This is a genomic window from Streptomyces sp. HUAS MG91 (genome assembly GCF_040529335.1).
Taxonomy (GTDB): domain Bacteria; phylum Actinomycetota; class Actinomycetes; order Streptomycetales; family Streptomycetaceae; genus Streptomyces; species Streptomyces tabacisoli.
On the sequence record NZ_CP159534.1, the window covers coordinates 740,793 to 764,275 of the forward strand.

The 23,483-nt window shown below is 71.6% G+C and carries 23 protein-coding genes; 7 read left to right on the forward strand and 16 right to left on the reverse strand.

Going from position 1 to position 23,483, the window contains the following annotated elements; all coding sequences use genetic code 11:
- Positions 1-12 precede the first annotated feature (12 nt).
- Positions 13-714, reverse strand: a complete 702-nt coding sequence (locus ABII15_RS03485) for a TetR/AcrR family transcriptional regulator (protein WP_353940765.1) — start codon at positions 712-714, stop codon at positions 13-15.
- A 165-nt stretch (positions 715-879) separates the two neighbouring features.
- On the opposite strand from ABII15_RS03485, the gene ABII15_RS03490 reads away from it, so the two are divergent.
- Positions 880-1,341 carry a nitroreductase family deazaflavin-dependent oxidoreductase gene (locus ABII15_RS03490; RefSeq protein WP_353940766.1) on the forward strand — a complete coding sequence of 154 codons (462 nt, stop codon included), beginning with the start codon at positions 880-882 and terminating at the stop codon, positions 1,339-1,341.
- 66 nt (positions 1,342-1,407) lie between these two features.
- On the opposite strand, the gene ABII15_RS03495 is transcribed toward ABII15_RS03490, so the two are convergent.
- A complete protein-coding gene (locus ABII15_RS03495; protein ID WP_353946953.1) occupies positions 1,408-2,598 on the reverse strand; it encodes a geranylgeranyl reductase family protein in 1,191 nt (396 codons plus the stop codon).
- Positions 2,599-2,770: 172 nt separating this feature from the next.
- On the opposite strand from ABII15_RS03495, the gene ABII15_RS03500 reads away from it, so the two are divergent.
- Together ABII15_RS03500 and ABII15_RS03505 are read left to right on the forward strand one after the other, a co-directional pair.
- Positions 2,771-4,132, forward strand: a complete 1,362-nt coding sequence (locus tag ABII15_RS03500; RefSeq protein WP_353940767.1) for a dipeptidase — start codon at positions 2,771-2,773, stop codon at positions 4,130-4,132.
- A gap of 72 nt (positions 4,133-4,204) precedes the next feature.
- A complete protein-coding gene (locus tag ABII15_RS03505) occupies positions 4,205-4,942 on the forward strand; it encodes an MBL fold metallo-hydrolase (protein ID WP_353940768.1) in 738 nt (245 codons plus the stop codon).
- A gap of 3 nt (positions 4,943-4,945) precedes the next feature.
- Here ABII15_RS03505 and ABII15_RS03510 read toward each other — a convergent pair whose 3' ends face one another.
- From ABII15_RS03510 to ABII15_RS03545, 8 genes are all read right to left on the reverse strand, one after another.
- Positions 4,946-5,974, reverse strand: coding sequence for an oligopeptide/dipeptide ABC transporter ATP-binding protein (locus tag ABII15_RS03510; protein ID WP_353940769.1), 1,029 nt, complete (start codon positions 5,972-5,974; stop codon positions 4,946-4,948).
- Positions 5,971-7,125 carry an ABC transporter ATP-binding protein gene (locus tag ABII15_RS03515; RefSeq protein ID WP_353940770.1) on the reverse strand — a complete coding sequence of 385 codons (1,155 nt, stop codon included), beginning with the start codon at positions 7,123-7,125 and terminating at the stop codon, positions 5,971-5,973. Before ABII15_RS03515 ends, ABII15_RS03510 begins: the two co-directional genes overlap by 4 nt.
- The gene (locus ABII15_RS03520; protein ID WP_353940771.1) at positions 7,122-8,045 is read right to left on the reverse strand and encodes an ABC transporter permease; all 924 of its coding nucleotides are present in this window, start codon (positions 8,043-8,045) and stop codon (positions 7,122-7,124) included. Before ABII15_RS03520 ends, ABII15_RS03515 begins: the two co-directional genes overlap by 4 nt.
- Positions 8,038-9,024 carry an ABC transporter permease gene (locus tag ABII15_RS03525; protein WP_353940772.1) on the reverse strand — a complete coding sequence of 329 codons (987 nt, stop codon included), beginning with the start codon at positions 9,022-9,024 and terminating at the stop codon, positions 8,038-8,040. Before ABII15_RS03525 ends, ABII15_RS03520 begins: the two co-directional genes overlap by 8 nt.
- A gap of 76 nt (positions 9,025-9,100) precedes the next feature.
- Positions 9,101-10,918, reverse strand: a complete 1,818-nt coding sequence (locus ABII15_RS03530) for an ABC transporter family substrate-binding protein (RefSeq protein WP_353940773.1) — start codon at positions 10,916-10,918, stop codon at positions 9,101-9,103.
- A 198-nt stretch (positions 10,919-11,116) separates the two neighbouring features.
- Positions 11,117-12,112 carry an NUDIX domain-containing protein gene (locus tag ABII15_RS03535; protein ID WP_353940774.1) on the reverse strand — a complete coding sequence of 332 codons (996 nt, stop codon included), beginning with the start codon at positions 12,110-12,112 and terminating at the stop codon, positions 11,117-11,119.
- A gap of 88 nt (positions 12,113-12,200) precedes the next feature.
- On the reverse strand, positions 12,201-12,818 hold the full coding sequence (locus tag ABII15_RS03540; protein WP_353940775.1) for a TOPRIM nucleotidyl transferase/hydrolase domain-containing protein: 618 nt from the start codon (positions 12,816-12,818) through the stop codon (positions 12,201-12,203).
- Between the two features lie 543 nt (positions 12,819-13,361).
- The gene (locus ABII15_RS03545) at positions 13,362-14,315 is read right to left on the reverse strand and encodes an aminoglycoside phosphotransferase family protein (protein WP_353940776.1); all 954 of its coding nucleotides are present in this window, start codon (positions 14,313-14,315) and stop codon (positions 13,362-13,364) included.
- Positions 14,316-14,640: 325 nt separating this feature from the next.
- On the opposite strand from ABII15_RS03545, the gene ABII15_RS03550 reads away from it, so the two are divergent.
- Together ABII15_RS03550 and ABII15_RS03555 are read left to right on the forward strand one after the other, a co-directional pair.
- Positions 14,641-15,084 carry an STAS domain-containing protein gene (locus tag ABII15_RS03550; RefSeq protein WP_353940777.1) on the forward strand — a complete coding sequence of 148 codons (444 nt, stop codon included), beginning with the start codon at positions 14,641-14,643 and terminating at the stop codon, positions 15,082-15,084.
- A 106-nt stretch (positions 15,085-15,190) separates the two neighbouring features.
- On the forward strand, positions 15,191-15,796 hold the full coding sequence (locus ABII15_RS03555) for a PASTA domain-containing protein (protein WP_353940778.1): 606 nt from the start codon (positions 15,191-15,193) through the stop codon (positions 15,794-15,796).
- 34 nt (positions 15,797-15,830) lie between these two features.
- Here ABII15_RS03555 and ABII15_RS03560 read toward each other — a convergent pair whose 3' ends face one another.
- Positions 15,831-16,793 carry an ROK family protein gene (locus ABII15_RS03560; RefSeq protein ID WP_353940779.1) on the reverse strand — a complete coding sequence of 321 codons (963 nt, stop codon included), beginning with the start codon at positions 16,791-16,793 and terminating at the stop codon, positions 15,831-15,833.
- A gap of 170 nt (positions 16,794-16,963) precedes the next feature.
- Between ABII15_RS03560 and ABII15_RS03565 the strand changes: the two genes are divergently transcribed.
- Together ABII15_RS03565 and ABII15_RS03570 are read left to right on the forward strand one after the other, a co-directional pair.
- A complete protein-coding gene (locus ABII15_RS03565; RefSeq protein WP_353940780.1) occupies positions 16,964-18,076 on the forward strand; it encodes a LacI family DNA-binding transcriptional regulator in 1,113 nt (370 codons plus the stop codon).
- Positions 18,077-18,120: 44 nt separating this feature from the next.
- A complete protein-coding gene (locus ABII15_RS03570) occupies positions 18,121-18,765 on the forward strand; it encodes an HAD family hydrolase (protein WP_353940781.1) in 645 nt (214 codons plus the stop codon).
- A gap of 71 nt (positions 18,766-18,836) precedes the next feature.
- On the opposite strand, the gene ABII15_RS03575 is transcribed toward ABII15_RS03570, so the two are convergent.
- The 5 genes from ABII15_RS03575 to ABII15_RS03595 form a co-directional block, all read right to left on the reverse strand.
- Positions 18,837-20,135, reverse strand: coding sequence for an aldolase/citrate lyase family protein (locus tag ABII15_RS03575; protein WP_353940782.1), 1,299 nt, complete (start codon positions 20,133-20,135; stop codon positions 18,837-18,839).
- A gap of 180 nt (positions 20,136-20,315) precedes the next feature.
- On the reverse strand, positions 20,316-21,278 hold the full coding sequence (locus ABII15_RS03580; protein WP_353940783.1) for an electron transfer flavoprotein subunit alpha/FixB family protein: 963 nt from the start codon (positions 21,276-21,278) through the stop codon (positions 20,316-20,318).
- 58 nt (positions 21,279-21,336) lie between these two features.
- Positions 21,337-22,125, reverse strand: a complete 789-nt coding sequence (locus ABII15_RS03585; RefSeq protein ID WP_353940784.1) for an electron transfer flavoprotein subunit beta/FixA family protein — start codon at positions 22,123-22,125, stop codon at positions 21,337-21,339.
- A 225-nt stretch (positions 22,126-22,350) separates the two neighbouring features.
- The gene (locus tag ABII15_RS03590; RefSeq protein WP_353940785.1) at positions 22,351-22,857 is read right to left on the reverse strand and encodes a flavin reductase family protein; all 507 of its coding nucleotides are present in this window, start codon (positions 22,855-22,857) and stop codon (positions 22,351-22,353) included.
- A 215-nt stretch (positions 22,858-23,072) separates the two neighbouring features.
- On the reverse strand, positions 23,073-23,393 hold the full coding sequence (locus ABII15_RS03595; protein ID WP_353940786.1) for a thioredoxin family protein: 321 nt from the start codon (positions 23,391-23,393) through the stop codon (positions 23,073-23,075).
- Between the last annotated feature and the right edge of the window lie 90 nt (positions 23,394-23,483).

A 23,483-nucleotide genomic window follows, 5' to 3' on the forward strand; every position in this document is an offset into this window, starting at 1 on the left:
GCCCCGGCCGCGTCACTTCACGAGCCCGACCCCGTGGGCGAGCTGCGCGGCGGCGTGGTCGAAGAAGGCGGCCCGGTCCTCGACGACCCGGTTGAACTGGCCGAACAGCTCGAAACCGATGAGCCCGAACAACTGCGCCCAAGCGGCGGTCAGCGCGACCATGATCTCGGGCGGCAGGTCGGGCGCGATGTCGGCGGCGATCCGCTCGGCCTCCGGGCGCAGCGCGGGCGGAAGCTTGGGCAGGGCCACGCCTTTGTCCTCGTACGCCTCCCGGACGATGCCGATGAGCAGCAGCGCGACCCGGGACGCGGCCGGCACGGTGGCCATCGGCGCGGTGTAACCCGGCACCGGGGAGCCGTAGATGAGGGTGTACTCGTGCGGACGGGCGAGGGCCCAGGCGCGGACGGCCCGGCACACGGTGACCCAGCGCTGGGCCGCCGTGGCCGTCGGCTGCCGGGTGGCGTCCGCGCGCTCGGCGGCCTCGCCCAGCGAGTCGTAGGCGTCGATGATGAGTGCGGTCAGCAGCTCGTCCCGGCTGGGGAAGTAGCGGTACAGGGCCGAGGAGACCATGTCGAGCTCGCGGGCGACGGCGCGGAGCGAGAGCTTGGCGGCGCCGTCGGCGACGAGCTGTCTGCGCGCCTCGTCCTTGATGGCGGCGGTGATCTCCTGCCGTGCTCGGGCGCGGGCCCCTTGGGTGGTGCGGCTCGTACTCATGGGTGCAGTCTTCCACGCCTGCGGAGCGGTGCACACGTTCCGGAGCGCCGACAACAAAAGAGAGCACTGCTCTTGCTTCAGCGCACCACTCTCGTGCAGACTGCTCTTAAGCGAGAGCAGTGCTCACACTTCGGAGCACCGCCCGCACTCCTCCTGGGGGTCACCATGAGCGCACAGTCCGAGCCCTACTACCTCAAGGGCAGCCCCACCACGATCCGCCTCAACAAGGTGATCGGCTGGCTGGCCCGGCGCGGCCTCAGCCTCGCGGGCTCCGCCGAACTGTCGGTGCGCGGCCGCAAGAGCGGCCAGTTGCAGCGGATCCCGGTGAACCCGCACACGCACGAGGGCGTCCAGTACCTGGTCTCGGCCCGCGGCCACTCCCAGTGGGTGAAGAACATGCTCGCCGCGGGCGGCGGCGAGCTGCGCGTGGGCCGCAAGGTCCGCACCTTCGAGGCCGTCGAGCTCGCCGACGACGACCTGAAGCGCGAGGTCCTGCGCACCTATCTGGAGCGCTGGGGCTGGCAGGTCGACGACTACTTCAAGGGCGTCACGGCGAAGTCCTCGGACGCGGAGATCTCGGCGGCCTCCCCCGACCACCCGGTCTTCCGGATCACCGTCGACGGCTGACGCCCGCGCCACCCGGGACCGGCGCGCCCTCGCACCCGGTCCCGGCGCGGGGGCACGCCGACGGTGTCAGCGCTCGAACCGGGACAGCGCCCGCCCCGCCATCGGATGCGTCCGCACGAGCTCGCCCAGGGAGGACGAACCCCGGGTGATCCTCGCGAACGCGTTCCACGCGGGACGCACACCCGTCAGCGCCGCGTGCAGCAGCCCCGGCTTGCGCTCGAACACGTTCAGCATCCGCTTGCCGACGGCCATCTCGACGCCCAGGCCCGCCTTGATGGCGAACGCGTAGTTCAGCGCCTGGCGGCGGGCGTCCACGGCGTCGTGGGACTCGGCGACGCGCACCGCCCACTCCCCCGCGAGCCGGCCCGAGCGCAGGGCGAAGGAGATGCCCTCACGGGTCCACGGCTCGAGCAGTCCGGCCGCGTCGCCGCAGACCAGGACCCGCCCGCGCGAGAGCGGCGAGTCGTCGGCCCGACAGCGCGTCAGATGCCCGGAGGAGACCGCCGGCTCGAATCCGGCGAGCCCGAGCCGGGCGATGAAGTCCTCCAGGTACTTCTTGGTGGCGGCGCCTTCGCCGCGCGCCGAGATGACGCCCACGGTGAGCGTGTCGCCCTTGGGGAAGACCCAGCCGTAACTGCCCGGGATCGGGCCCCAGTCGATGAGGACCCGGCCGCGCCAGTCTTCGGCGACCGTCTCCGGCACCGGGATCTCCGCCTCCAGGCCGAGGTCGACCTGGTCCAGCTTGACCCCGACGTGTGCTCCTATCCGGCTGGCGCTGCCGTCCGCGCCGACGACGGCGCGCGCGAGCACCGTCTCGCCGTCCTGCAGCACGACCGCGACGGTCCGCCGGTCGGGCACCGCGGAACCGTGCTGCTCGACCCGCGTGACCGTGACGCCGGTGCGCAGCTCGGCACCCGCCTTCTGCGCGTGCTCGACCAGCTGGGCGTCGAACTCCGGGCGGTTGATCAGCCCGAACAGCATGCTGCGCGAGCGACGCGTCCGCGCGTACTTGCCGTTCAGGGAGAACGTGACCGCGTTGATCCGGTCCTTGAACGGGAGCTCGAAGCCGGGTGGCAGGGAATCGCGGGACGGGCCGATGATGCCGCCGCCGCACGTCTTGTAGCGCGGCAGTTCCGCCTTCTCCAACAGCAGCACGCGGCGTCCGGCGACCGCGGCCGCGTACGCGGCGGAGGCGCCGGCGGGGCCCGCGCCCACGACCACGACGTCCCACACGCTCATGTCCCGCTCGTCGCCCATGTCGTTGCCCGTCGCGTTCTCGGGATTCTCGCTGCTCACGATGGTCTACTGCTCCGTCTTCAGCCGCCTGCCGCACGTTTCCCAGGCATCCTACGGCGGGCGGCGCCGTGACCCTCTGTGGGAGGATCATCGATACCCCCTGTACAACGTCGCACCTACGAGGAGCGTGCCCATGTCGCCGCATCCGATCGCCGAGACCGTCGCCTCCCTGCTGCCCCGCGCCAAGGCGGAGCTGGCCGAGCTGGTGGCCTTCAAGTCGGTGGCGGACTTCGACCAGTATCCGAAGAGCGAGAGCGAGGGCGCGGCCAACTGGGTCGCGGACGCGCTGCGCGCCGAGGGCTTCGAGGACGTGGCGCTGCTCGACACCCCGGACGGCACGCAGTCGGTCTACGGCCATCTGCCCGGACCGCAGGGCGCGCCCACGGTCCTGCTGTACGCGCACTACGACGTGCAGCCGCCGCTGGACGAGGAGGCGTGGGTGACGCCTCCGTTCGAGCTGACCGAGCGCGAGGACGGCCGCTGGTACGGGCGCGGCAGCGCCGACTGCAAGGGCGGTGTGCTGCTGCACCTGCTGGCGGTCCGCGCGCTGAAGGCGAACGGCGGGGTCCCGGTGAGCGTCAAGGTCATCGCCGAGGGCTCGGAGGAGATGGGCACCGGCGGCCTGGAGCGCTACGCCGAGCAGCACCCGGAGCTGCTGACCGCCGACACCATCGTCATCGGTGACGCGGGCAACTTCCAGTGCGGTCTGCCCACCGCGACGGCGACGCTGCGCGGCATGACCCTGGTGCGGGTGCAGATCGACACGCTCGAAGGCAACCTGCACTCCGGCCAGTTCGGCGGGGCCGCGCCCGACGCGCTGGCCGCGCTGGTGCGCGTACTGGACTCGTTGCGGGCCGAGGACGGCTCGACGACGGTCGACGGTCTGGACGCGGCCGAGTCGTGGAGCGGTCTGCAGTACGAGGAGGACGCGTTCCGCAAGGACGCCAAGGTGCTCGACGGGGTCGGTCTGATCGGCGCGGGCACGGTCGCCGACCGGATCTGGGCGCGCCCCGCCGTGACCGTGCTCGGCATCGACTGCCCGCCGGTCGTCGGCGCGACGCCGTCCGTGCAGGCCGGCGCCCGCGCGCTGGTCAGCCTGCGGGTGCCGCCGGGCGTGGACGCCGGTGAGGCGACGAAGCTGCTGATGGCGCACATCGAGGCGCACACGCCGTGGGGCGCCCGTGTGTCGGTCGAGCAGGTCGGCCAGGGCCAGCCGTTCCGGGCGAACACCCAGAGCCCCGCGTACGCGGCGCTGGCGGACGCGATGGCCGAGGCGTACGACGGCCAGGAGATGAGTTACGCGGGTCAGGGCGGCTCGATCCCGCTGTGCAACACGCTCGCCTCGCTCTACCCGGAGGCGGAGATCCTGCTGATCGGCCTGAGCGAGCCGGAGGCGCAGATCCACGCGGTCAACGAGTCGGTGTCGCCCCAGGAGCTGGAGCGGCTCTCGGTGGCGGAGGCGCTGTTCCTGCAGAAGTACGCCGCCGCGAACTGACGCGGTCCCGGCCCGCTCTGCTGTGGGCCGAGATGTGTGCCGTCCGGTGGGTGGGGCTCGTACGGTCGCCGCATGACGACCTACGACCTCACCGACGCGTTCGACGTCACCCCGCGGCTGCGGCTGCTGCGCTTTCCCGTGGGGCAGGCCTATCTGTGGCGGGACGACGACGGGCTCACCCTGATCGACGCGGGCGCGCCCGGCGCGGGCCTGCCGATCGCCGACGCCGTACGTGCCTGGGGGCATGCCCCCGAGGACGTGCGGCGCGTCGTGCTCACCCACTTCCACGAGGACCACGTGGGCGGCGCCGCCGAGTTCGGCCGGCTCAGCGGCGCCGAGGTGTACGCCCACCGGCTGGACGCGCCGTTCGTCCGGGGCGAGGCGCAGGGTCCGCCGCCGGTCCACGAGGACTGGGAGCGGCCGCTGCACGCCCAGGCCCTGGCGCAGCTCCCGCCGCCGCTGCCCGAGCCCGATCTGCCGCCCGAGGTAAGGGAGTTGGCGGACGGCGACACCCTCGACTTCGGCGGCGGGGCGCGGATCGTCGGCGCGCCCGGCCACACGGACGGGTCGATCGCCGTGCATCTGCCCCGGCACGGCGTGCTGTTCGCCGGTGACGCGATCGCCGCGTCCCCGGTCGACGGGCAGATCGTCCTGGGCGTGTTCAACCTGGACCGCGCGCGGGCCGTCGCCTCCTTCGCCCGGCTCGCGGCGCTGGAGAGCGAGGTGGCCTGCTTCGGTCACGGTGATCCGGTGACCGAGAACGCCGGGGCCGTGCTCCGGGCGGCCGCGGCGACGTATCAACCCGCTTGACGTTCACAGCAGTTCGAGCGGCTGGGCGTAGTGGCAGGCGACGGGGTTGCCACTGCCGCGGTCCGTCAGTTCGGGGACCTGCTCCACGCACGCCGTCCGCTCCTCGTCCGTGAGCTGCTCGGCGAACTTCGGGCAGCGGGTGCGGAACCGGCAGCCGCTGGGCGGGCGGATCGGGCTGGGCACGTCGCCCTGCACGATGATCCGGCGGCGGGCCCGTTCCTTGCGCGGGTCGGGCAGCGGGATCGCGGAGATCAGGGCCTGGGTGTAGGGGTGCGCGGGGCGGGCGAACAGCTCGCGGGTCGGGGCGAGTTCGACGATCCGGCCCAGGTACATGACGGCCACCCGGTGCGCGACGTGCCGCATCACGGACAGGTCGTGCGCCACGAACAGGAAGGACAGGCCGAGCTCGGACTGGAGGTCCATCAGGAGGTTGAGGACGCCCGCCTGGATGGAGACGTCGAGCGCGGAGACCGGTTCGTCGAGGACGACGACCTTGGGGCGGAGGGCCAGCGCCCGTGCGATGCCGATGCGCTGGCGCTGGCCGCCGGAGAACTCGTGGGCGAAGCGGTTGCCGTGCTCGGGGTTGAGGCCGACGAGGCGCAGCAGCTCACGGACGTCGGCGCGGCCCGCTTCGTCGTAGCGGCCGTGGATGCGCAGGGGTTCGGCGACGATCTCGTGGACGGAGACGCGCGGGTCGAGCGAGGCGTAGGGGTCCTGGAAGACGATCTGGAGGTCCTCGCGCAGCGGCCGCATGTGACGGCGGCTCAGCGTGGTGAGTTCCCGGCCGCGGTAGGTGACGCTGCCCGAGGTGGCCCGCTCCAGGTTGAGCAGGGTGCGGGCCGTGGTCGTCTTGCCGGAGCCGGACTCGCCGACGAGGCCGAGGGTCTCGTCGGCGTGGAGGTCGAAGGAGACGCCGCACACGGCGTGCACCTCGCCGATGGTGCGGCGCACGATGCCCCGCGAGCGGACCGGGAAGTGCTTGACCAGGTCGCGGACCTGGAGGACCGGCTCGGTCCCGGTGGCCGTCGTCATGCGGGGTCCTTCCGTGGGCCGGCCGGGCGGGCCGGGCTGTCCTCGGGGGCGTCGCCGCCGGCCAGCCGTGCGAGGGCCTCCGTGTCGGCGCCCGTCACCTCGAACACCTCGTCCGCGGCGGTGTCGACGAGCCGGTCGGCGAAGTGGCAGGCGCTGCGGTGCCCGGCGTGGGCGGTCGTGCGCAGTGCGGGTTCGTCGCGGTCGCACACGTCCTCGCGCATCGGGCAGCGCGGCGCGAAGGGGCAGCCCGGTGGCAGGTTCAGCAGGGACGGCGGTGATCCGGTGATCGGGGTGAGCCGTTCCTCCGCGCGGTCCATGCGGGGCAGCGAGCCCAGCAGGCCGAGGGTGTACGGCATGCGGGGTGTGTAGAAGATGTCCTCCACGGAGCCGGTCTCGACGACGCGTCCGGCGTACATGACGGCGACCCGGTCGGTGTGCCCGGCGACGACGCCGAGGTCGTGGGTGATCAGGACGAGCGCGGCGCCGGTCTCGTCCCGCGCGGTCTCCAGCGCGTCGAGGATCTGTGCCTGCACGGTGACGTCGAGGGCCGTGGTGGGTTCGTCGGCGATGATGACGGCCGGGTCGTTGGCCATGCCGATGGCGATCACGACGCGCTGGCGCATCCCGCCGGAGAGTTCGTGCGGGTAGTCGTCGACGCGCCGGGCGGGGTGCGGGATGCCGACGATGCCGAGCAGGTCGACGGCCCGGTCGCGCGCGGCCTTCCTCGACAGGCCCGCGTTGTGCCGCAGCAGGCCCTCCTCGATCTGGTGGCCCACCGAGTACACGGGGTTGAGCGAGGTCATGGGGTCCTGGAAGATCATGGCGATGCCGCTGCCGCGGATGTCGGAGAGCGCCGAGTCGCCGAGGCCGAGCAGTTCGGTGCCCTGGAACCGCACCGAGCCGGCCACTCGCGCGGTCTTCGGCAGCAGGCCCATCACGGCGAGCGCGGTCACCGACTTGCCGGATCCGGACTCGCCGACGATGCCCAGCGACTCGCCCCGCTCCAGGCGGTAGCCGACGCCGCGCACGGCCCGTACGACACCGTCCTCGGTGGGGAACTCCACGCGCAGGTCGTCCACTTCGAGCACGGTGTCCTCGGTGGGCAGCGCGAGCTCGGCCCGCCCGTCGGCGGACCTGCCGGACACGGTCATTGGCGCACCCTCTGCTGTCGGGGGTCGAACGCGTCGCGCAACCCGTCGCCGATGAAGTTGATGGTCAGCGCGATCGCGATGATGAACGCGCCGGGGATGTAGAACAGCCAGGGCCGGGTGTCGACGGCCGTCTGCGCCTGGGAGACGAGGAGGCCGAGCGAGGTGTCCGGCGGCTGCACGCCGAAGCCGAGGAAGGACAGCGCCGTCTCGATGAGGATGCCGGTGGCGACGAGGATCGTGGCGTTGACGATGATCGGCCCGAGCGCGTTGGGCAGCAGATGCCGGAAGATGATCCGGGTGTCGGAGGCGCCGAGCGCCCGGGCCGCCTCGATGAACTCCTTCTCGCGCAGCGACAGCACGGTGGAGCGCACCACGCGCGAGACGTACGCCCAGGTGAGACCGGCGACGACGATGGCGATCCAGTACCAACTACCGCCGCTGCGGGCGGAGATGACCAGGGCGATGGCGAGCAGCGGCAGGGTGAGGACGAGGTCGGAGATACGCATCATCACCGCGTCGACCACGCCCCGGTAGAACCCGGCGACGGCTCCCCACACCGCGCCGACGAGCGTCGAACCGACCGCGATCATGATGGCGATCTTCAGCGAGGTCTGGGTGCCGCGCATCACCTGCGCGTACGCGTCGTAGCCGGAGGAGTTGGTGCCGAACGGGTGCTTGGCGGACGGGGGTTGGGAGTTGTCGGGGGTGAACTTCTGGTACGAGTAGTGCCACAGGTACGGCCCGATGAACGCCCACAGCACGATCAGCACGAAGATCACCAGGCTGGCCATCGCCGCCCGGTGCCGCACGAAGCGCCGGAGCACCAGCTGGGTCTGCGTACGCTCCTTGACGGTGAACTCGTCACCGATGTGCGGGAGTTCACCGCCCGCCGCGCCCGCCGCCTGAGTGGTGTCAGTCATAACGGATCCTCGGGTCGAGTACGGCGTACAGCAGATCGGCGATGAGGTTGAAGACGATGACGATCACCGCGGAGAGCAGCAGCCACGCCATGGTGCGGTAGACGTCCACCTTGGTGACCGCGTCGACCAGCATCTCGCCCATGCCGTGCCACTGGAAGATGGTTTCGGTGATGACGACGCCGCCGAGCAGGGAGGCCACGTCGAGGGCGGTGACGGTGGTGAGCGGGATGAGGGCGGTCCGCAGCGCGTGGTGGGTGAGGACCTTGCGGCGGCGGATGCCCTTCGCGCGGGCGAGCCGCACGTAGTCGGAGTCGAGCACTTCGAGCATCGAGGCGCGGGTGTAGCGGGTCCAGGACGCGAACGACACGAGCGCCAGGGTGATGACCGGAAGCACCAAGTGACCGATGCGGTCGCTCAGTTGGTTGCCGAAGGTGTCGACCTCCAGATACGCGGAGCGGTCGCCGATGGTGCCGAGGAAGGCGGAGCCGGTCTGGTCGTTGAACCAGATGCCGCCCTGCTTGAGGAGGACCGCGAACCAGAAGACGGGCATCGACAGGAAGAGGAATCCGGCGAGGGTGATGACGTAGTCGGAGGGCGAGTACTGGCGTACCGCGCTGTACACCCCGAACACGACGGCGAGGACGAGCGCGAGCAGCATCGAGGCGACGACGAGGATCACGGTCACCCGGAAGCGGGTGAACAGGTCGTGCCCGATGTCGAGGTTGGGATCGACGGACGGTCCCCACTGGCCGTGCAGGACGCCGACGATCCAGTTCCAGTAGCGCACTACGACCGGCTGGTCGGCGTGGATGTGCCGGGCGAAGGAGGCGACGGCGGCCTTGGTCGGGGCCGGGTTGCGGGAGGTGGCGAAGTTGGCGACGGGATCGCCGGCGTTCACGACGACCAGGAACACGATGAACGTCGAGGCGATCAGGACGGGGATCGAGACGAGGACCCGTCGCACCGCGTAGGCGAACATGCAGGACTCCTCGAGTGGCGGTGGACGGTCCCGGCGGCGAACCGCCGGGACCGAACTGCGGTTGCTTCGTGGAGAGTTACTTCCGCAGTCCCCACTCGGCGACGTTGTACGGCGGGCCGATGATGGTCGCGTTGTTCCGCATGCCGACGAAGCGGTCCTGCACCGCGAAGAACGTCGGTTTCTGGTACAGCGGAAGCACGTACGCGTCATCCGTCATGATCTTGTCGGCCTGGGTCAGCATCGACATCGCCTTGGCGTTGTCGGTCTGTCCCACCGAGTCGTTCAGCAGCTTGTCGACCTGCTTGTTGCTGTACCCGCCGTAGTTGCTCGCCTGTCCGGTCGACCAGGTGCCCTGGGCGTTGGACGTCGGCGTCGGGCCCTGCACCCAGGCGAAGACGATGATGTCGTACTGGTGCCCGGTGAGCACCGTGCCGAGGTCGGCGGCGCCGATCGGCTTGATCGTCATCTTGATGCCGAGGTCCGAGAGTGCGGACTGGAGGATCTGGCACTCGCTCTGCCGGATCGCGTTACCGGTGGTGTAGCGGCAGTTGAACGGTCCGACCGCCTTGCCGTCCGGGGTCTTCAGGCCGGAGCCGACACCGGTGAACCTGGCGTCGGTGAGCAGCTTCTTCGCCTTCGCCAGGTCACCCGAGCCCTGTCCGGTGCCGGTGACGACGTCCTGGTAGCCGGACTGCCCGGGCATCAGCATGTGGCTGCCGAGCTGCTTCACGTTCTTGTCGAACTGCCCGACCGTCTTGTCGACCATGTCCTTGACGCTGACCGCCGTGAACATCGCCTGGCGCAGAGCCTTGTACTTGCCGATCACGGGGTTGTGCAGATTGAGGTCGAAGTGCTCCCACTGCAGACCCTCGCCGATCGTGTACGAGACGTTCGGGATGTCCTTGATCTGATTGACGAGGTCGACCTGGGGCTGCGGATAGATGCCCTGCACCTCGTTGTTCTTCAGGGCCGTCGGCTCCTGAGTGGCGTCCGAGATCACCTTGAGGATCAGCCGGTCGAGCGTCGGCTTCGTCTTCCCGTACCACTTGGCGTCCGGCTCGAAGGTGGCGTGGTCGTTGTCCTTCCACTCCGTCATCCGGTACGGGCCGCCGGTGGCGTACTGGCTGGGCGGCGTCTTCATGAAGTACTGCCAACCCTTGGTGAGCTGAGCGGCCGTCATCTTGGCGGCGCTGCCGGCGGCGACGCCGGCCGCCTTCTCCGCGACGTGGGCCGGGTAGAGGCCGTAGCCGCCGCCGAAGAAGGACTTCCAGTCGGAGTACGGCTTGTCCATGACGACGGTGACGGTCTTGCCGCCGTCGGATCCGGTGACCGACTTGATGCGGTCCCAGCCCGAGGTGGACCAGGGCAGACAGCCCTTGGTCTGGCTGTCGTCGCTCGCGGGCGGCGGCGGGCAGTCCTTGCCGTTCATGGTGCGCCACAGGAAGACGAAGTCGTCGGCGGACATCGGCGTTCCGTCGTTCCACCGCGCCTTGGGGTTGATCTTGTAGACGAAGGTCTGGGGGCTCGCGCTCGTCTGCTGCGCGGAGGTGACGAAGTCGGTGTTGAGCTTGAGGCTGAAGTCCGGCTGCGGCACGAAGACCTGGGGCAGCACGGCGGTCATGGCCTCGCTGTTCTCGAAGGTGTTGCCGTTCGAGTCCTCGATGTTCCAGGCCTGGATGTTCTTCTCGATGGTGTAGGTGAACGTTCCTCCGGACTTGCGTTCCCCGGAGTTGCACGTATTGGCCTTGCCCTGGGAGCTGCACGAGGTCAGTCCCGCGGACGAGCTCTTCCCGCTGCCGTTGCCGCCCGATCCGCCGCTGCACGCGGTGAGGACGAGCGTGAGTCCGGCGGCAAGCGTCAGGCCCTTCGCGACGGTCGATGAAGGCGCACGCATGTCCCTCCGTTCAGCCGGCTGACAGTCCGGCTCAGTGAGGCGGCTGCAAACCGCAAGAGGTGAGCTGCGCCTTCACGGTAAGACCGTCGCGTCCCTTCGTACGCGGTCGTGCCATACCAGAACGATGACGTTCCGGCTTTGTTTTCCCCTTGAGAATCACGGCCGTTGGCAAAGCGGCGCCGTGTGTCGAGTTACTTGTCAGCCGAGTGGAACTCCGGCCTCCAGGTAGTGGGCGGCGCCGCGTTCGCGAGCGCGAAGGGCCCACCGCAGCCGCTCGTACCGCACGGGCGGCAGCAGGCCCGCCGCCTCCGTCTCGCCGACGAACCGCCAGTCGCGCAGCTCCGGTCCGGGCAGCAGCACATGGGCCGCCACGTCCCTGTCGAGTCTGCCGCCGTCGAAGAGCAGCCGCAGACCGCCGAAGCCGGGCGGCACGGGCCGCTCCCAGTCGATCACCAACAGCCGTGGCACGTCGATGAGTTGGATGCCCGTCTCCTCCAGGACCTCCCGCATGCCCGCCCGCGCGGGCGCCTCGCCCGGCTCGACGACGCCGCCGGGGAACTCCCAGCCGGGCTTGTAGGTGGGGTCGACCAGCAGGACCCGGTCCTGCTGGTCGAAGAGGAGCACGCCCGCGGCGACCGTCTCGGCGGTGGGCTCGGCGGTCTGCACGATGTCGCAGGGGGCCGCCTCGCCGGTGCGCACGGCGGCGGCGATCGCCACGGCGGTGTCGTACGGGGTCAGCGCGCCGTTGTCGACGAGGTAGGCGTCCGCGGCGAGCCAGCCCGCGAGCGCGGCGCGGTAGGGCTCGATGTCGGCGGGCGCCTCGCCGCTCGGGTCACGGCTGCGCAGGATCGTTTCACCAGGAGCAAGGACCACATGGCACACAGGGATCCGCCGGGCGGCGAGCCCGCCGAAGATCTCGTCGCGGTACTCCTGGCGCATGAGCCCCATCGGCACCACGAGGACCCCGCCGAGTTCGGCGAGGAGGGCCGCCGCCGTGTCGACGACGAGCCGCCGCCAGATCGGCAGGTCCTGGTGGTCGCTGACCTCGGCGAGCCGCTTGGGCGGCAGCAGCCGCTCCAGCTGGGCGTCGATCTCCTCGGGGTCGAAGAGCGTGCAGTTGGGGATCAGGTCGAGCAATTGGCGCGCGGCTGTGGTCTTGCCCGCGCGGGACGCCCCGTTGACCCAGACGATCACGGTTCCCCCTCTTCCGTCGGCCCCCTGAGGCTTGCCCGCAACACCCCGCCGGGGAAACCCGACGCTGATGGGGAGGTCGAGCGGGCGGTCAGACGCTCGCGAGCAGCCCGTCGAGCGGTGCGGGCACCCGGGCCGGGTCGAGGGCCGCCACGAGGAGTCCGCCGTAGCGGATCTTGCGGCCCTTCTTGGTGCTGAGGAAGCGCCGCACCTGCTGCTCGCGGGGGCGGCCGCGCTGGGCGGGCTGGGTCAGGAAGATCTGCCAGGACCGCAGGTCGCCCTCGGCCCGGAAGACGTCCTCGACGGCCTCGGTGCCGAGCGCGCGGATCAGCTCGTCCTCCAGGTCGGCGGCGCACACGAAGAAGTCCCCGGACGGCGCCCCGGCCCGGTCCAGGCCGCGCGTGAAGAAGCCGCGCTCCCCCTCGTCGCACAGGCCCGTCAGGCGCAGGCCGAGGCCGGGCGGCCCGAGGAGTTCCGCGTAGCGGGCGACGCTCATGGCACCGCCCATCGCGACGACGCAGACCCCGTCGGCGGTCAGGTCCCGGCCGCGCCGGACAGCGAGGGTCTCCACGGCGGCGAGATCGCTGGCCCCCTCGACCAGCACCGCCGTCCGCAGCCGGAGCCGGCGGCTCAGCCCCTCCGCCGGCTCGCGCGGACCACCGGCCGCCCACCGCGCCACCGCGTCTCTGAACGCCCCTGCGTCTTCCATGGGGCGAGTCTGCACCGTGATCGTCCCCGGCGGCAGGGAATATCGGGCGCGCGCCGTCGCGGGCCCGCCAGGTGGGCCTCGCGCCGCCGGGGCGGGCGGCACGTGCGGGGGCGGTGGTGTTCACCGGCCTCACGGTCGCGAATGTGCTGGGCGTGCCGTTCGGGACGCCGGTCGGTGAGTGCGAGGGCCGGCCGGCGGCTCCCTGGGTGATCACGGCGATCGATGTGCCGACGGTCGCGGGAACCGTCGCGCCCCGGGTCGAACGAACGGTGCCCGCCCGCCGCCTCGGGTGTCTCGGCGACATCACGGCGGGCGGGCCATCCGTAAGGGGCGTTGCGGACCCCACATCGCCCGTGCGCCTCCGGACATCGGGGGGAGATTCCGGAGCCGCCGGCGGAAGGGCCCGGGGCGTCGCGCCGACCGCTGCCCGACGGTCGGCGGCCGGCCCGGCTGCTGGCCTTCCGCTCTCTTCCTGCCTCCGCAGTCAAGCGCAGTCGGGCGGGCGGCGCAGCCGTGTGCGCGCACGCTGTCGCGGCGCGCGATTCACACGGGGAGTGCGTCGCGCACACCTCCGTCGCCCGGGGGCAGGTCACCGGGCCCGGCGAGCGCCGCGCGGATCTGTCGGGTGGTGGCCGCGGCGATCCGCGGGCTGTCCGCGGCGTACGCCGTGTAGGCGATCAGGCCGGAGGTCAGGGCCCAGCCACGACCGCGCAGCCACGTCGCGTCGTCCACTCCGAGGGCGGTCCGGAACACCGTGGCGCAGCGCGGCGACAGCAGTGTGAAGGCGACCATGAGGTCGACCGCGGGATCCCCCGCTCCCAGGCTGCCGAAGTCGATGACGGCGCTCAGGCGGCCGTCTGTGGTGAGGAGATTGCCGGTGTGGAAGTCGCCGTGGCACAGCACGGGCGGCCCGGACCAGGCCGGGGCGGCGAGGGCGGCGTCCCACAGCGCGGTCGTCGCCCCGGCGTCGAAGGCGCCGGCCGCCCGGGCGATGGCGGCCCGGGTCGCCGCGTCCCGGTCGGCGAGCGTCTCCCGTACCTCGGCGGGTCCGGCGGCGTGCGGGTCCACCGCCTGCAACGCGCGGAGAAAGGCGGCGAGTTCACGCGCCGCCTCGGTGGAGTCCGCCAGCCCCTCGACCGTCGCGACCTCGCCGCCCAGCCAGCGGGTCACCGCCCACGGCCACGGATACCCGAGCGCCGGGCGTCCCACGGCCACGGGGACGGGCACGGCGAGCGGCAGCCGGGGCGCGAGGCCGGGCAGCCGGTCCCGCTCCTTCTCGGCCTGCCCGATGGCGCCGCGATGCCGGGGCAGTCGTACGGCCAGCTCGTCGCCGAGCCGGTGGATGACGTGGTCGGAGCCGCCGGGCAGGACCGGGGTGAGCGGCAGCCGGGACCACTGCGGGAACTGGCTGTCGAGAAGGTCGCGTACGAGTGCGACGTCGATGAACGGCCGCTCGTCGGCATCCCCCGCACCGGACGTCTCCTGCGCTGTCACCAAGGCGGCTCTCCTGAGGAAGGTCCATCGCCCGACGGGCCGCGGGCGGAGGCTCCATGACAGCGCACCACGTCCCACCTGTCGCCCGCTTTTTCTCCAGCCGCACATCTTCGGTGTCAAGCGTTTTGTATTGAATTCACCTCATCAAGTGATGGGCGGGGCCGGGAATCGTTACGGCACGACGTGACCGCACTCCTCCCGATACGGTGGCCGACCAGGCGCCCCAGCCCCCGGCGACCTCGCGGTTCGTTCGCACACCGATGTTTCGTACGCGCCAAAGTGACCGGCTCCCTCCGGAGCCGGACAGGTGTTCAGGCCGGGGGGCCCGATGCGGCAAGGCAATCAACAGGACTTTCTGTCCGACGACTTCGGAGACTCCGAAGGGTGCGGACTTCTCGCGGGCTGCGGCGTCCTGGCGGCCACGTCCGATCCCGACAACGCCGTGCACCCCGCCGTGGTCCACACGATCGACGACTGCGCCGTGGTCGAACTCAGCGGAGACATCGACCTCCTGGCCTTCCACCGGCTGGCTCCCCTGCTCGACACCGTGGCGGCCGGCCCGTACCGCGTGGTCGCGGTCGACCTGACGGCGACCACGTTCTTCGACTGCTCGGGCCTCACCCTGCTCGTCAGGGCGCATCGCCGGGCCCTGGCGCGGGGCGGCCGTGTCACCGTCGTGTGCCGGCACCGGCTGACCCTGCGCATCATCGCGATGTCCAGGCTCACCGAGGTGCTGCGCCCCGTGGCGACGGTGGAGGAAGCCCTGAGATGACGGCCGGGCGCTCTCCCGCTTACCGTGTTCCGCCTGTACCGGCACCACTCGGGGGGAATCCGTGCGCACCCGCGTCCTCAGCACGGTCATACTCTGTTCCGCCGCCGTGACGACACTCGTCGCCTGCGGTGGGGCGGACACGGCGAGTTCCAAGCCGTCCCGGGCGCCGACGCTCTCGCCCGGCACCCTGGCCCCCGCGTCACCGTCGACGAGCGCTCCCGCGGCCGGGGAGAAGAAGGCGGTGCCCACGTTCGTCGGCATGGGCCTTCAGTCGGCGCAGGACAAGGCGCAGGCCGCCGGGTTCACCATCCTGACGTCGCACGACGCGCTCGGCCGGGGCCGCCTCCAGGCCTTCGACCGGAACTGGAAGGTGTGCAGCCAGTCCGTCGCGGCGGGCACGACGGTGGCCACGACGACGATGCTCGACCTCGGCGCGGTGAAGACCGGCGAGTCGTGTCCGGCCAAGGACGAACAGGCTCCGGCGAAGGCGCGGGGCACGATGCCCGACTTCAGGGGCAAGAGCGTGAAGGCCGCACGCGCGGCGCTCGACCCGGGCACCTCCGTCGAAGTGCGGGACGCGGACGGCAGCGACCGCTTCGTCTTCCTGGCCTCCAACTGGCAGGTGTGCTCGCAGACTCCGGCCGCCGGGACGAAGCTGACGGGGCAGCCGGTGACGTTCAAGGCCGTCAAGTTCGGCGAGTCCTGCCCCTGAGCAGACCCCCCGGCAAGCCCCCGCGCCGCCCCCGTCAGACGGCCTGCCGCCGCGCCTCGTCGACCGTGCTCCCGCCGCGCAGCGCCGCGGCCGCGGCGCCCACGAGCCCGGCGTCCGTACCGGTCGAGGCCGGGACGACGGTGAGCCGCTGGACGAATGACAGGGTGGCGTAGTCCCGCAGGGCGCGGCGGAGCGGGTCGAACAGGACGTCGCCCGCCTTCGCCACGCCCCCGCCGATCACCGCGATGTCCACCTCGACGAGCGTCGCGGTCGCGGCGATCCCGGCGGCGAGCGCCTGCGCGGCGCGCGCGAAGGAGGCGGCCGCGACCGGGTCGCCCGCCCGGGCCGCGGTGGCCACGGCCGCGGCGGTCGTGTCCCCGTCCGGGCCGGGCCGCCAGCCGTCGGCCAGGGCGCGCCGGGCGATGTTGGGGCCCGAGGCGATGCGCTCGACGCAGCCGCGCGCCCCGCAGGGGCACGGGTCGCCGTCGAGGTCGACGCTGATGTGGCCGATGTGGCCCGAGTTGCCGGTGGGGCCGGGGTGGAGTTCGCCGTTGAGGATCAGGCCGCCGCCGACGCCGGTCGAGACGACCATGCACAGCGCGTTGTCGTGGCCGCGCGCCGCGCCCTGCCAGTGTTCCGCCGCCGTGATCGCCACACCGTCGCCGACCAGTTCGACGGGCAGCCCGCCGGTGGCGGACCGGACCCGCTCGACGAGCGGGAACGCCCGCCAGCCGGGCACGTTGACCGGGCTGACCGTGCCCGCCGAGCGGTCCACGGGCCCCGCGCTGCCGATGCCGACGGCCCCCGCCCGCGGCCACAGCTCGGACGCCGTCAGCTCGGCGAGCACCGCCTCGACCGCGCCCATCACCGTCTCGCCGTTCTCCTGCGCGGGGGTCGGCCGCTGCGTCCGCGCGAGGATACGGCCCTGGTGGTCCACCAGGGCGCCGGCGATCTTGGTGCCGCCGATGTCGAGCGCGGCGACGAGGTCCGTGTGCATCAGTGTCTGGTCTCCTGCGGGAAAGGCGAGAAAGGGGCAGTTCACAGAAGCCCACTGTAGGAAGGCTCAGGAAAGCGGTGGACAGTCTCTCCCGCATCTGACAACGTTGTCCAGGCCCTATGCTCGACGCCACATGCTCGTACGGCAGCCGGTACAGCATGATGAACCCGATGAACGGTCGCTCTTCGCCCGTTCCGGGCCACCGCCTCGACGGCAGCGACGACAGGACAGGACAGCGCATAGTGGACCGCACCACCGCCCGCCGCACCGAGAACCGCTACGGAAATCGCCCGACCATGAAGGACGTCGCCGCGCGCGCCGGAGTGGGCCTCAAGACGGTGTCCCGTGTCGTCAATGGCGAGGCCGGGGTCACGCCCGACACCGAGCGGCGCGTGCAGGAGGCCATCGCGGCCCTCGGCTTCCGGCGCAACGACAGCGCCAGGGTCCTGCGCAAGGGACGTACGGCGAGCATCGGGCTGGTCCTGGAGGATCTGGCGGACCCGTTCTACGGACCGCTCAGCAGGGCCGTGGAGGAGGTCGCGCGGGCGCACGGCGCCCTGCTCATCAACGGGTCGAGCGCCGAGGACCCGGACCGCGAGCAGGAGTTGGTGCTCGCCCTGTGCGCGCGCCGGGTCGACGGTCTGGTGGTGATCCCGGCCGGGGACGACCACCGGTACCTGGAGCCGGAGATCGCGGCCGGGGTCGCGACGGTGTTCGTGGACCGTCCCGCGGGGCGGATCGACGCGGACTGCGTGCTCTCCGACAGCTTCGGCGGTGCCCGTGACGGCGTGGCGCACCTGATCGCGGGCGGTCACCGCCGGATCGGCTTCATCGGCGACCAGCCGCGCATCCACACGGCGGCCGAGCGCCTGCGGGGTTACCGGGCGGCGATGGAGGACGCCGGGATACCGGTGGCGGACCGCTGGATGTCGCTGGGGGTCACCGATCCCGAGCGGGTGCGCCGGGCCGCCGAGGAGATGCTCAAGGCCCCCGAGCCGGTCACGGCGATCTTCGCCGGCAACAACCGGGTGACCGTCACGGTGATCCGCGTCCTCGCCGAACTCGACCGGGCCGTGGCCCTGGTGGGCTTCGACGACATCGAGCTCGGCGATCTGCTCCAGCCCGGTGTGACGGTGGTGGCGCAGGACGCCGCGCAGCTGGGCCGCACCGCGGCCGAGCGGCTGTTCCGGCAGCTGGACGGGGTGACGCTGCTGCCGGAGCGCATCGAGCTGCCGACGCGGCTGATCCGCCGCGGCTCGGGCGAACTGCCGCCCGCGGCTTGAGCGTTGCCGGTGACGCCGGGCGGCCCCGCTCTTATGCTGCGGGGATGATCAGGCCCTTCGAACTGGTGATATTCGACTGCGACGGCGTGCTGGTCGACAGCGAACGCATCGCGGTCGGCGTACAGGTGGAGCTCGGCGCCGCGCTGGGCTGGCCGCTGACGGCGGAGGAGGTCGTCGCCACGTTCATCGGGCGCTCGCACGCCGACATCCGCGCGCTGGTGGCCGCCCGGCTGGGCGAGGAGACCGCCTCGATGTGGTCGAAGCGGTTCGAGGAACGCCACCGTGAGGAGGTGGATTCGGGTCTCGTCGCGGTCGACGGGATCCGCGAGGCGCTCGACGCGATCACCGTGCCGACCTGCGTCGCCTCCAGCGGCTCCCACGACAAGATGCGGCACACCCTGGGCCGTACCGGACTGTACGAGCGCTTCGCGGGCCGGATCTTCAGCGCCTCGGAGGTCGCGCGCGCCAAGCCCGCCCCCGACGTCTTCCTGCACGCCGCCCGGCGGATGGGGGTCGACCCGGCGGCCTGCGCGGTGGTCGAGGACAGTGGCAACGGCGTCCGGGCCGCGCGTTCCGCCGGGATGCGCGCCTTCGGCTACGCCGGTGGACTCACCCCGGCCGAACAGCTCGCGGGCCCGGGCACCGTGGTCTTCCACGACATGCGCGAACTGCCCGCCCTGCTCGGCTGACCGCTCGGCGGACTGCCCTCCCCCGGCCGTGACCGGGGAAGGGCAGTGATGTGCTCGTGCGCGGGTGCGCGCTACTCGGCCGTCGCCGTGAGGTCGCCGCGGCGCGGCGCCGCGTAGCCCTCCAGGTCGGCGCGGGTCAGGCCGGCGAGCCGGGCGACCTCGCCGTTGTCGAGGGCGCCGCAGTCCAGTCCGCGCAGCAGGTACCCGGCGAGGGCCTTGGCGGTGGCGGGCTCGTCGGCGATGTCGCCGGTGGATTGGTTCGCGTAGGCGGCGAGGCGGGCGGCGGCCTGCTCGAAGCCCTCGCGGTAGAAGGCGAACACGGCCGCGTACCGGGTCGGGATGTGGCCCGGGTGCATGTCCCAGCCCTGGTAGTAGGCGCGGGCGAGGGCACGGCGGGTGAGGCCGTAGTGCAGGCGCCAGGCGTCGTGGACCTTCGCGGTGGAGCCGACCGGCAGGACGTTCGTGGAGCCGTCGGAGACGCGGACTCCGGTACCGGCGGCGGCGACCTGCATGACGGCCTTCGCGTAGTCGGCGGCGGGGTGGTCGCTGGCCTGGTAGGCGGCGGAGACGCCGAGGCAGGCGCTGTAGTCGAAGGTGCCGTAGTGCAGCCCGGTCGCGCGGCCCTCGGCGGCGTCGATCATGCGGGCCACGGCGGCGGTGCCGTCGGCGGCGAGGATGGACTGGCTCGTCTCGATCTGGATCTCGAACCCGAGCCGCCCGGCGTCGAGTCCGTGCTGCTTCTCGAAGGCCTCCAGGAGCCGGACCATGGCCGTGACCTGCTCGGGGTACGTGACCTTGGGCAGGGTGAGGACCAGGCCGTCGGGCAGGCCGCCGTGCTCCATGAGGCCGGTGAGGAAGATGTCGAGGGTGCGGATGCCGCGGTCGCGGACGGCCTCCTCCATGCACTTCATGCGGATGCCCATGTACGGGGCCGCCGTGCCGTTCTTGTAGGCGTCGGCGATGACGCGCGCGGCCCGCGCGGCCGTCTCGTCCTCGTCCGCGGACGAGGCGGGGCGGTAGCCGTCCTCGAAGTCGACCCGCAGGTCCTCGACGGGCTCGCGCTCCAGCTTCGCGCGTACGCGGCTGTAGACGGGCTCGGCGAGCTCGTCGGAGAGGCCGAGGACGGCTGCGAACGAGGCGGCGTCCGGCGCGTGCTCGTCGAGCTGCGCGAGCGCCTGGTCGCCCCAGGAGCGCAGGGTGCCCGCGTCGAAGGCGTCCCCGGGGACGTAGACCGTGTGGACCGGCTGGCGGGTGCCGGGGTCTCCCGGGTACCGGCGGGCGAGCTCCGCGTCGACCGGGGCGAGTGAGGCGCTGATGCCCTCGCTGACCGCGCCCGCGAGGCTCGTCGACACCTTCTCCTGCTGACCCATTCGTGCACCCTCCATACGCTCGATATTTCCGCTTCACGGAATCAACAATCCGTATAGCGAAGTTAACTGTCGTCGTAGTCCAGGTCAATGGTCATCTTGCCGGGTCCCGGTACGCGGACGGGGCCGCGCGGTGCAGAACACCACGCGGCCCCGTCGGCGGCCGTCACCGGCCGAACAGGATCAGCCCTTGCGGGTCTTGACCTCTTCGGTGAGCTGGGGCACGACGTCGAAGAGGTCGCCGACGACGCCGTAGTCGACCAGGTCGAAGATCGGGGCCTCGGCGTCCTTGTTGACCGCCACGATCGTCTTCGAGGTCTGCATACCCGCCCGGTGCTGGATCGCGCCGGAGATGCCGTTGGCGATGTACAGCTGCGGCGAGACGCTCTTGCCGGTCTGGCCGACCTGGTTGGAGTGCGGGTACCAGCCCGCGTCCACCGCGGCGCGCGAGGCGCCCACGGCCGCGCCCAGGGAGTCGGCGAGGGCCTCGATGACCGCGAAGTTCTCCGCGCCGTTCACGCCGCGCCCACCGGAGACCACGATCGCGGCCTCGGTCAGCTCCGGACGCCCGGTCGACTCACGCGGCGTGCGCGAGGTGACCTTCGTCCCCGTCGCCGCCTGCGAGAACGACACCGTGAGCGCCTCGACCGCGCCCGCGGCCGCAGCCGCCTCGACCGCGGCGGAGTTGGGCTTGACGGTGATGACCGGGGTGCCGGTCGACACGCGGGTCTTGGTGGTGAACGACGCGGCGAACACCGACTGGGTGGCGACGGGGCCGTTCTCGCCGGCCTCCAGGTCGACGGCGTCGGTGATGATGCCCGACTTGATGCGCAGCGCCAGACGGGCCGCGATCTCCTTGCCCTCCGCCGAGGACGGCACCAGCACCGCGGCCGGGGACACCGCGGTGACGGCGGCCTGCAGCGCGTCGACCTTCGGCACCACCAGATAGTCGGCGTACTCGGCGGCCTCGTGCGTGTAGACCTTCACCGCACCGTGCTCGGCCAGCACCGACGCGGTCTCACCCGCGCCGTTGCCCAGCGCGACGGCGACCGGGTCACCGATCCGGCGGGCCAGCGTCAGCAGCTCCAGGGTGGGCTTGCGGACAGCACCGTCCACGTGGTCGACGTAGACCAGAACTTCAGCCATGGGACTTCAATCTCCTGCAATCACAAAGAAGGTGGGGTGGACTGGAACGGCCACAGACCTAGATGAACTTCTGGCCGGCGAGGTACTCGGCGAGCTGCTTGCCGCCCTCACCCTCGTCCTTCACGATCGTGCCCGCCGTGCGCGCCGGACGCTCCGCGGCCGCCTCCACCGTGGTCCAGGCACCCTCCAGACCGACCTCCTCCGCCTCGATACCGAGGTCGGACAGGTCCCAGGACTCGACCGGCTTCTTCTTCGCCGCCATGATCCCCTTGAACGACGGGTAACGCGCCTCACCCGACTGGTCCGTCACCGACACCACCGCCGGCAACGCCGCCTGCAACTGCTCCGACGCCGTGTCACCGTCCCGCCGCCCGGTCACCGCGCCGCCCTCGACGGCGACCTGCGACAGCAGCGTCACCTGCGGCACGCCCAGCCGCTCCGCGACCAGCGCCGGCACGATCCCCGCCGTGCCGTCCGTCGACGCCATCCCCGAGACCACCAGATCAAAACCGGCCTTCTCGATCGCCTTCGCCAGCACCAGCGACGTCCCCATCGCGTCCGTGCCGTGCAGATCGTCGTCCTCGACGTGGATCGCCTTGTCCGCACCCATCGACAACGCCTTGCGCAGCGCGTCCTTGGCATCCTCCGGACCCACCGTCAACACGGTGATCTCCACGTCGTCGTCCGAGTTCTCGGAGATCTGCAACGCCTGCTCGACCGCGTACTCGTCCAGCTCCGACAGCAGACCGTCCACATCATCCCGGTCCACGGTCAGGTCATCGGCGAAGTGCCGGTCGCCCGTGGCATCCGGCACGTACTTCACGGTGACAACGATCCTCAAGCTCACGCCGGCTCTCCTACTGCAATCGTCTTTTACTGGGCGGCTGTGCTGCTGCGTCGAAAAACGCCTTGTACCAGGCAGCATAGGCGCCTGAAGCGGACTCTTCCGGTCGGGGCGGCCCGCGCTCCGAACGAAATATTACTCGTCAGTACATCCAGACTATGCCCGCTAAGCAAGCGCTTTGAACTGTGACGTTGCCAATGCTCCGTAATCGCCCGGAGCTGGGAACTCTCAGTCGCGCAGCGCGTTGAAGCGGCCCTGGTGGTAGAGGAGCGGGCGGCCCGCGCCCGGCAGGTCCCCGCAGACCGCCTCGGCGAGCACGATCCGGTGGTCGCCCGCGGGCACCCGGGCGATCACCTTGCAGACCATCCAGGCCAGGACGCCGTCGAGGACCGGAACCCCCTCGGGCCCTTCGGTCCAGCGCGTGGGCGCGCCGAAGCGGTCGGCGCCGCTGCGCGCGAAGGTCGCGGCGAGGTCCGCCTGGTCCTCGGCGAGTATGTGCACGCCGACGTGGCCGGCCTCCGCGACGGTGGGCCAGCTGGAAGCGCCCACGCCGATCCCGAAGGAGATCACGGGCGGCTGGGCGGAGACGGAGGTGAGGGAGGTGGCGGTGAAGCCGACGGGCGCGCCGCCCGCCGCCGTGATCACCGCGACACCCGAGGCGTGCTGCCGGAAGACGGAGCGGAGGAGATCGGGGCCGGCCGGCAGAGCGGTGCGCAGGTCAGGTGTGACCGTCATGGAATTGTCCTTCTGCGGGAGGGTGCGAGCGGGGTCCGAGGCTGCGTCAGGCACGACAACGGGCGCTCGAACAGCGCGCGAGATCGACGTGGACCCGCTGGTGGAGAAGGAGTTCCGGCGGCATAGGGTCAGACTGACGATACGTGCTGCGTGCAGTCAAGTGCGTTCCGTCATCTGGGAGATGCGTCACCCCCGCACCACCGCGGGTGAGGGCGTCACACGGCTTCGCCGAGCGCGGCGATGACATCGGCCTTGCGCGGCTGCCCCGCCGCCCTGCGCACCTCGCGGCCGTGGGCGTCAAGGACGAGCACGGTCGGCGTCCTGACCACGCCGACGGCGCGGACCAGGTCGAGTCTCGCCTCGGCGTCGATCTCGATGTGCGAGACACCGGGCACCAGTTCGGCGACGTCGCCGAGCACCCGCCGGGTGGCCCGGCAGGGCGCGCAGAAGGCGCTGGAGAACTGGACCAGCGTCGCCCGCTCCCCCAGCTCCGCACCCAACTGCTCGGTACCGAGAGTCACTTCGCCCACGGTCACTCCTGTCCTCGTTTGTCCGTCGTCTCCGGTACAGCGCTCGAACGTCTCCGCTCATTCCGGCCAACGTGACCAGGATCTCGCGCGCCGCCG

What these genes read in the sequence shown, in the direction of transcription:
- ABII15_RS03550 (WP_353940777.1), top strand. Translation starts at nt 14,641, where the DNA reads ATGCGGCAAGGCAATCAACAGGACTTTCTGTCCGACGACTTCGGAGAC.
- ABII15_RS03485 (WP_353940765.1), bottom strand. Translation starts at nt 714, where the DNA reads ATGAGTACGAGCCGCACCACCCAAGGGGCCCGCGCCCGAGCACGGCAG.
- ABII15_RS03520 (WP_353940771.1), bottom strand. Translation starts at nt 8,045, where the DNA reads ATGACTGACACCACTCAGGCGGCGGGCGCGGCGGGCGGTGAACTCCCG.
- ABII15_RS03515 (WP_353940770.1), bottom strand. Translation starts at nt 7,125, where the DNA reads ATGACCGTGTCCGGCAGGTCCGCCGACGGGCGGGCCGAGCTCGCGCTG.
- ABII15_RS03540 (WP_353940775.1), bottom strand. Translation starts at nt 12,818, where the DNA reads ATGGAAGACGCAGGGGCGTTCAGAGACGCGGTGGCGCGGTGGGCGGCC.
- ABII15_RS03575 (WP_353940782.1), bottom strand. Translation starts at nt 20,135, where the DNA reads ATGGGTCAGCAGGAGAAGGTGTCGACGAGCCTCGCGGGCGCGGTCAGC.
- ABII15_RS03530 (WP_353940773.1), bottom strand. Translation starts at nt 10,918, where the DNA reads ATGCGTGCGCCTTCATCGACCGTCGCGAAGGGCCTGACGCTTGCCGCC.
- ABII15_RS03500 (WP_353940767.1), top strand. Translation starts at nt 2,771, where the DNA reads ATGTCGCCGCATCCGATCGCCGAGACCGTCGCCTCCCTGCTGCCCCGC.
- ABII15_RS03580 (WP_353940783.1), bottom strand. Translation starts at nt 21,278, where the DNA reads ATGGCTGAAGTTCTGGTCTACGTCGACCACGTGGACGGTGCTGTCCGC.
- ABII15_RS03505 (WP_353940768.1), top strand. Translation starts at nt 4,205, where the DNA reads ATGACGACCTACGACCTCACCGACGCGTTCGACGTCACCCCGCGGCTG.
- ABII15_RS03590 (WP_353940785.1), bottom strand. Translation starts at nt 22,857, where the DNA reads ATGACGGTCACACCTGACCTGCGCACCGCTCTGCCGGCCGGCCCCGAT.
- ABII15_RS03490 (WP_353940766.1), top strand. Translation starts at nt 880, where the DNA reads ATGAGCGCACAGTCCGAGCCCTACTACCTCAAGGGCAGCCCCACCACG.
- ABII15_RS03565 (WP_353940780.1), top strand. Translation starts at nt 16,964, where the DNA reads ATGAACGGTCGCTCTTCGCCCGTTCCGGGCCACCGCCTCGACGGCAGC.
- ABII15_RS03560 (WP_353940779.1), bottom strand. Translation starts at nt 16,793, where the DNA reads ATGCACACGGACCTCGTCGCCGCGCTCGACATCGGCGGCACCAAGATC.
- ABII15_RS03525 (WP_353940772.1), bottom strand. Translation starts at nt 9,024, where the DNA reads ATGTTCGCCTACGCGGTGCGACGGGTCCTCGTCTCGATCCCCGTCCTG.
- ABII15_RS03495 (WP_353946953.1), bottom strand. Translation starts at nt 2,598, where the DNA reads ATGGGCGACGAGCGGGACATGAGCGTGTGGGACGTCGTGGTCGTGGGC.
- ABII15_RS03570 (WP_353940781.1), top strand. Translation starts at nt 18,121, where the DNA reads ATGATCAGGCCCTTCGAACTGGTGATATTCGACTGCGACGGCGTGCTG.
- ABII15_RS03510 (WP_353940769.1), bottom strand. Translation starts at nt 5,974, where the DNA reads ATGACGACGGCCACCGGGACCGAGCCGGTCCTCCAGGTCCGCGACCTG.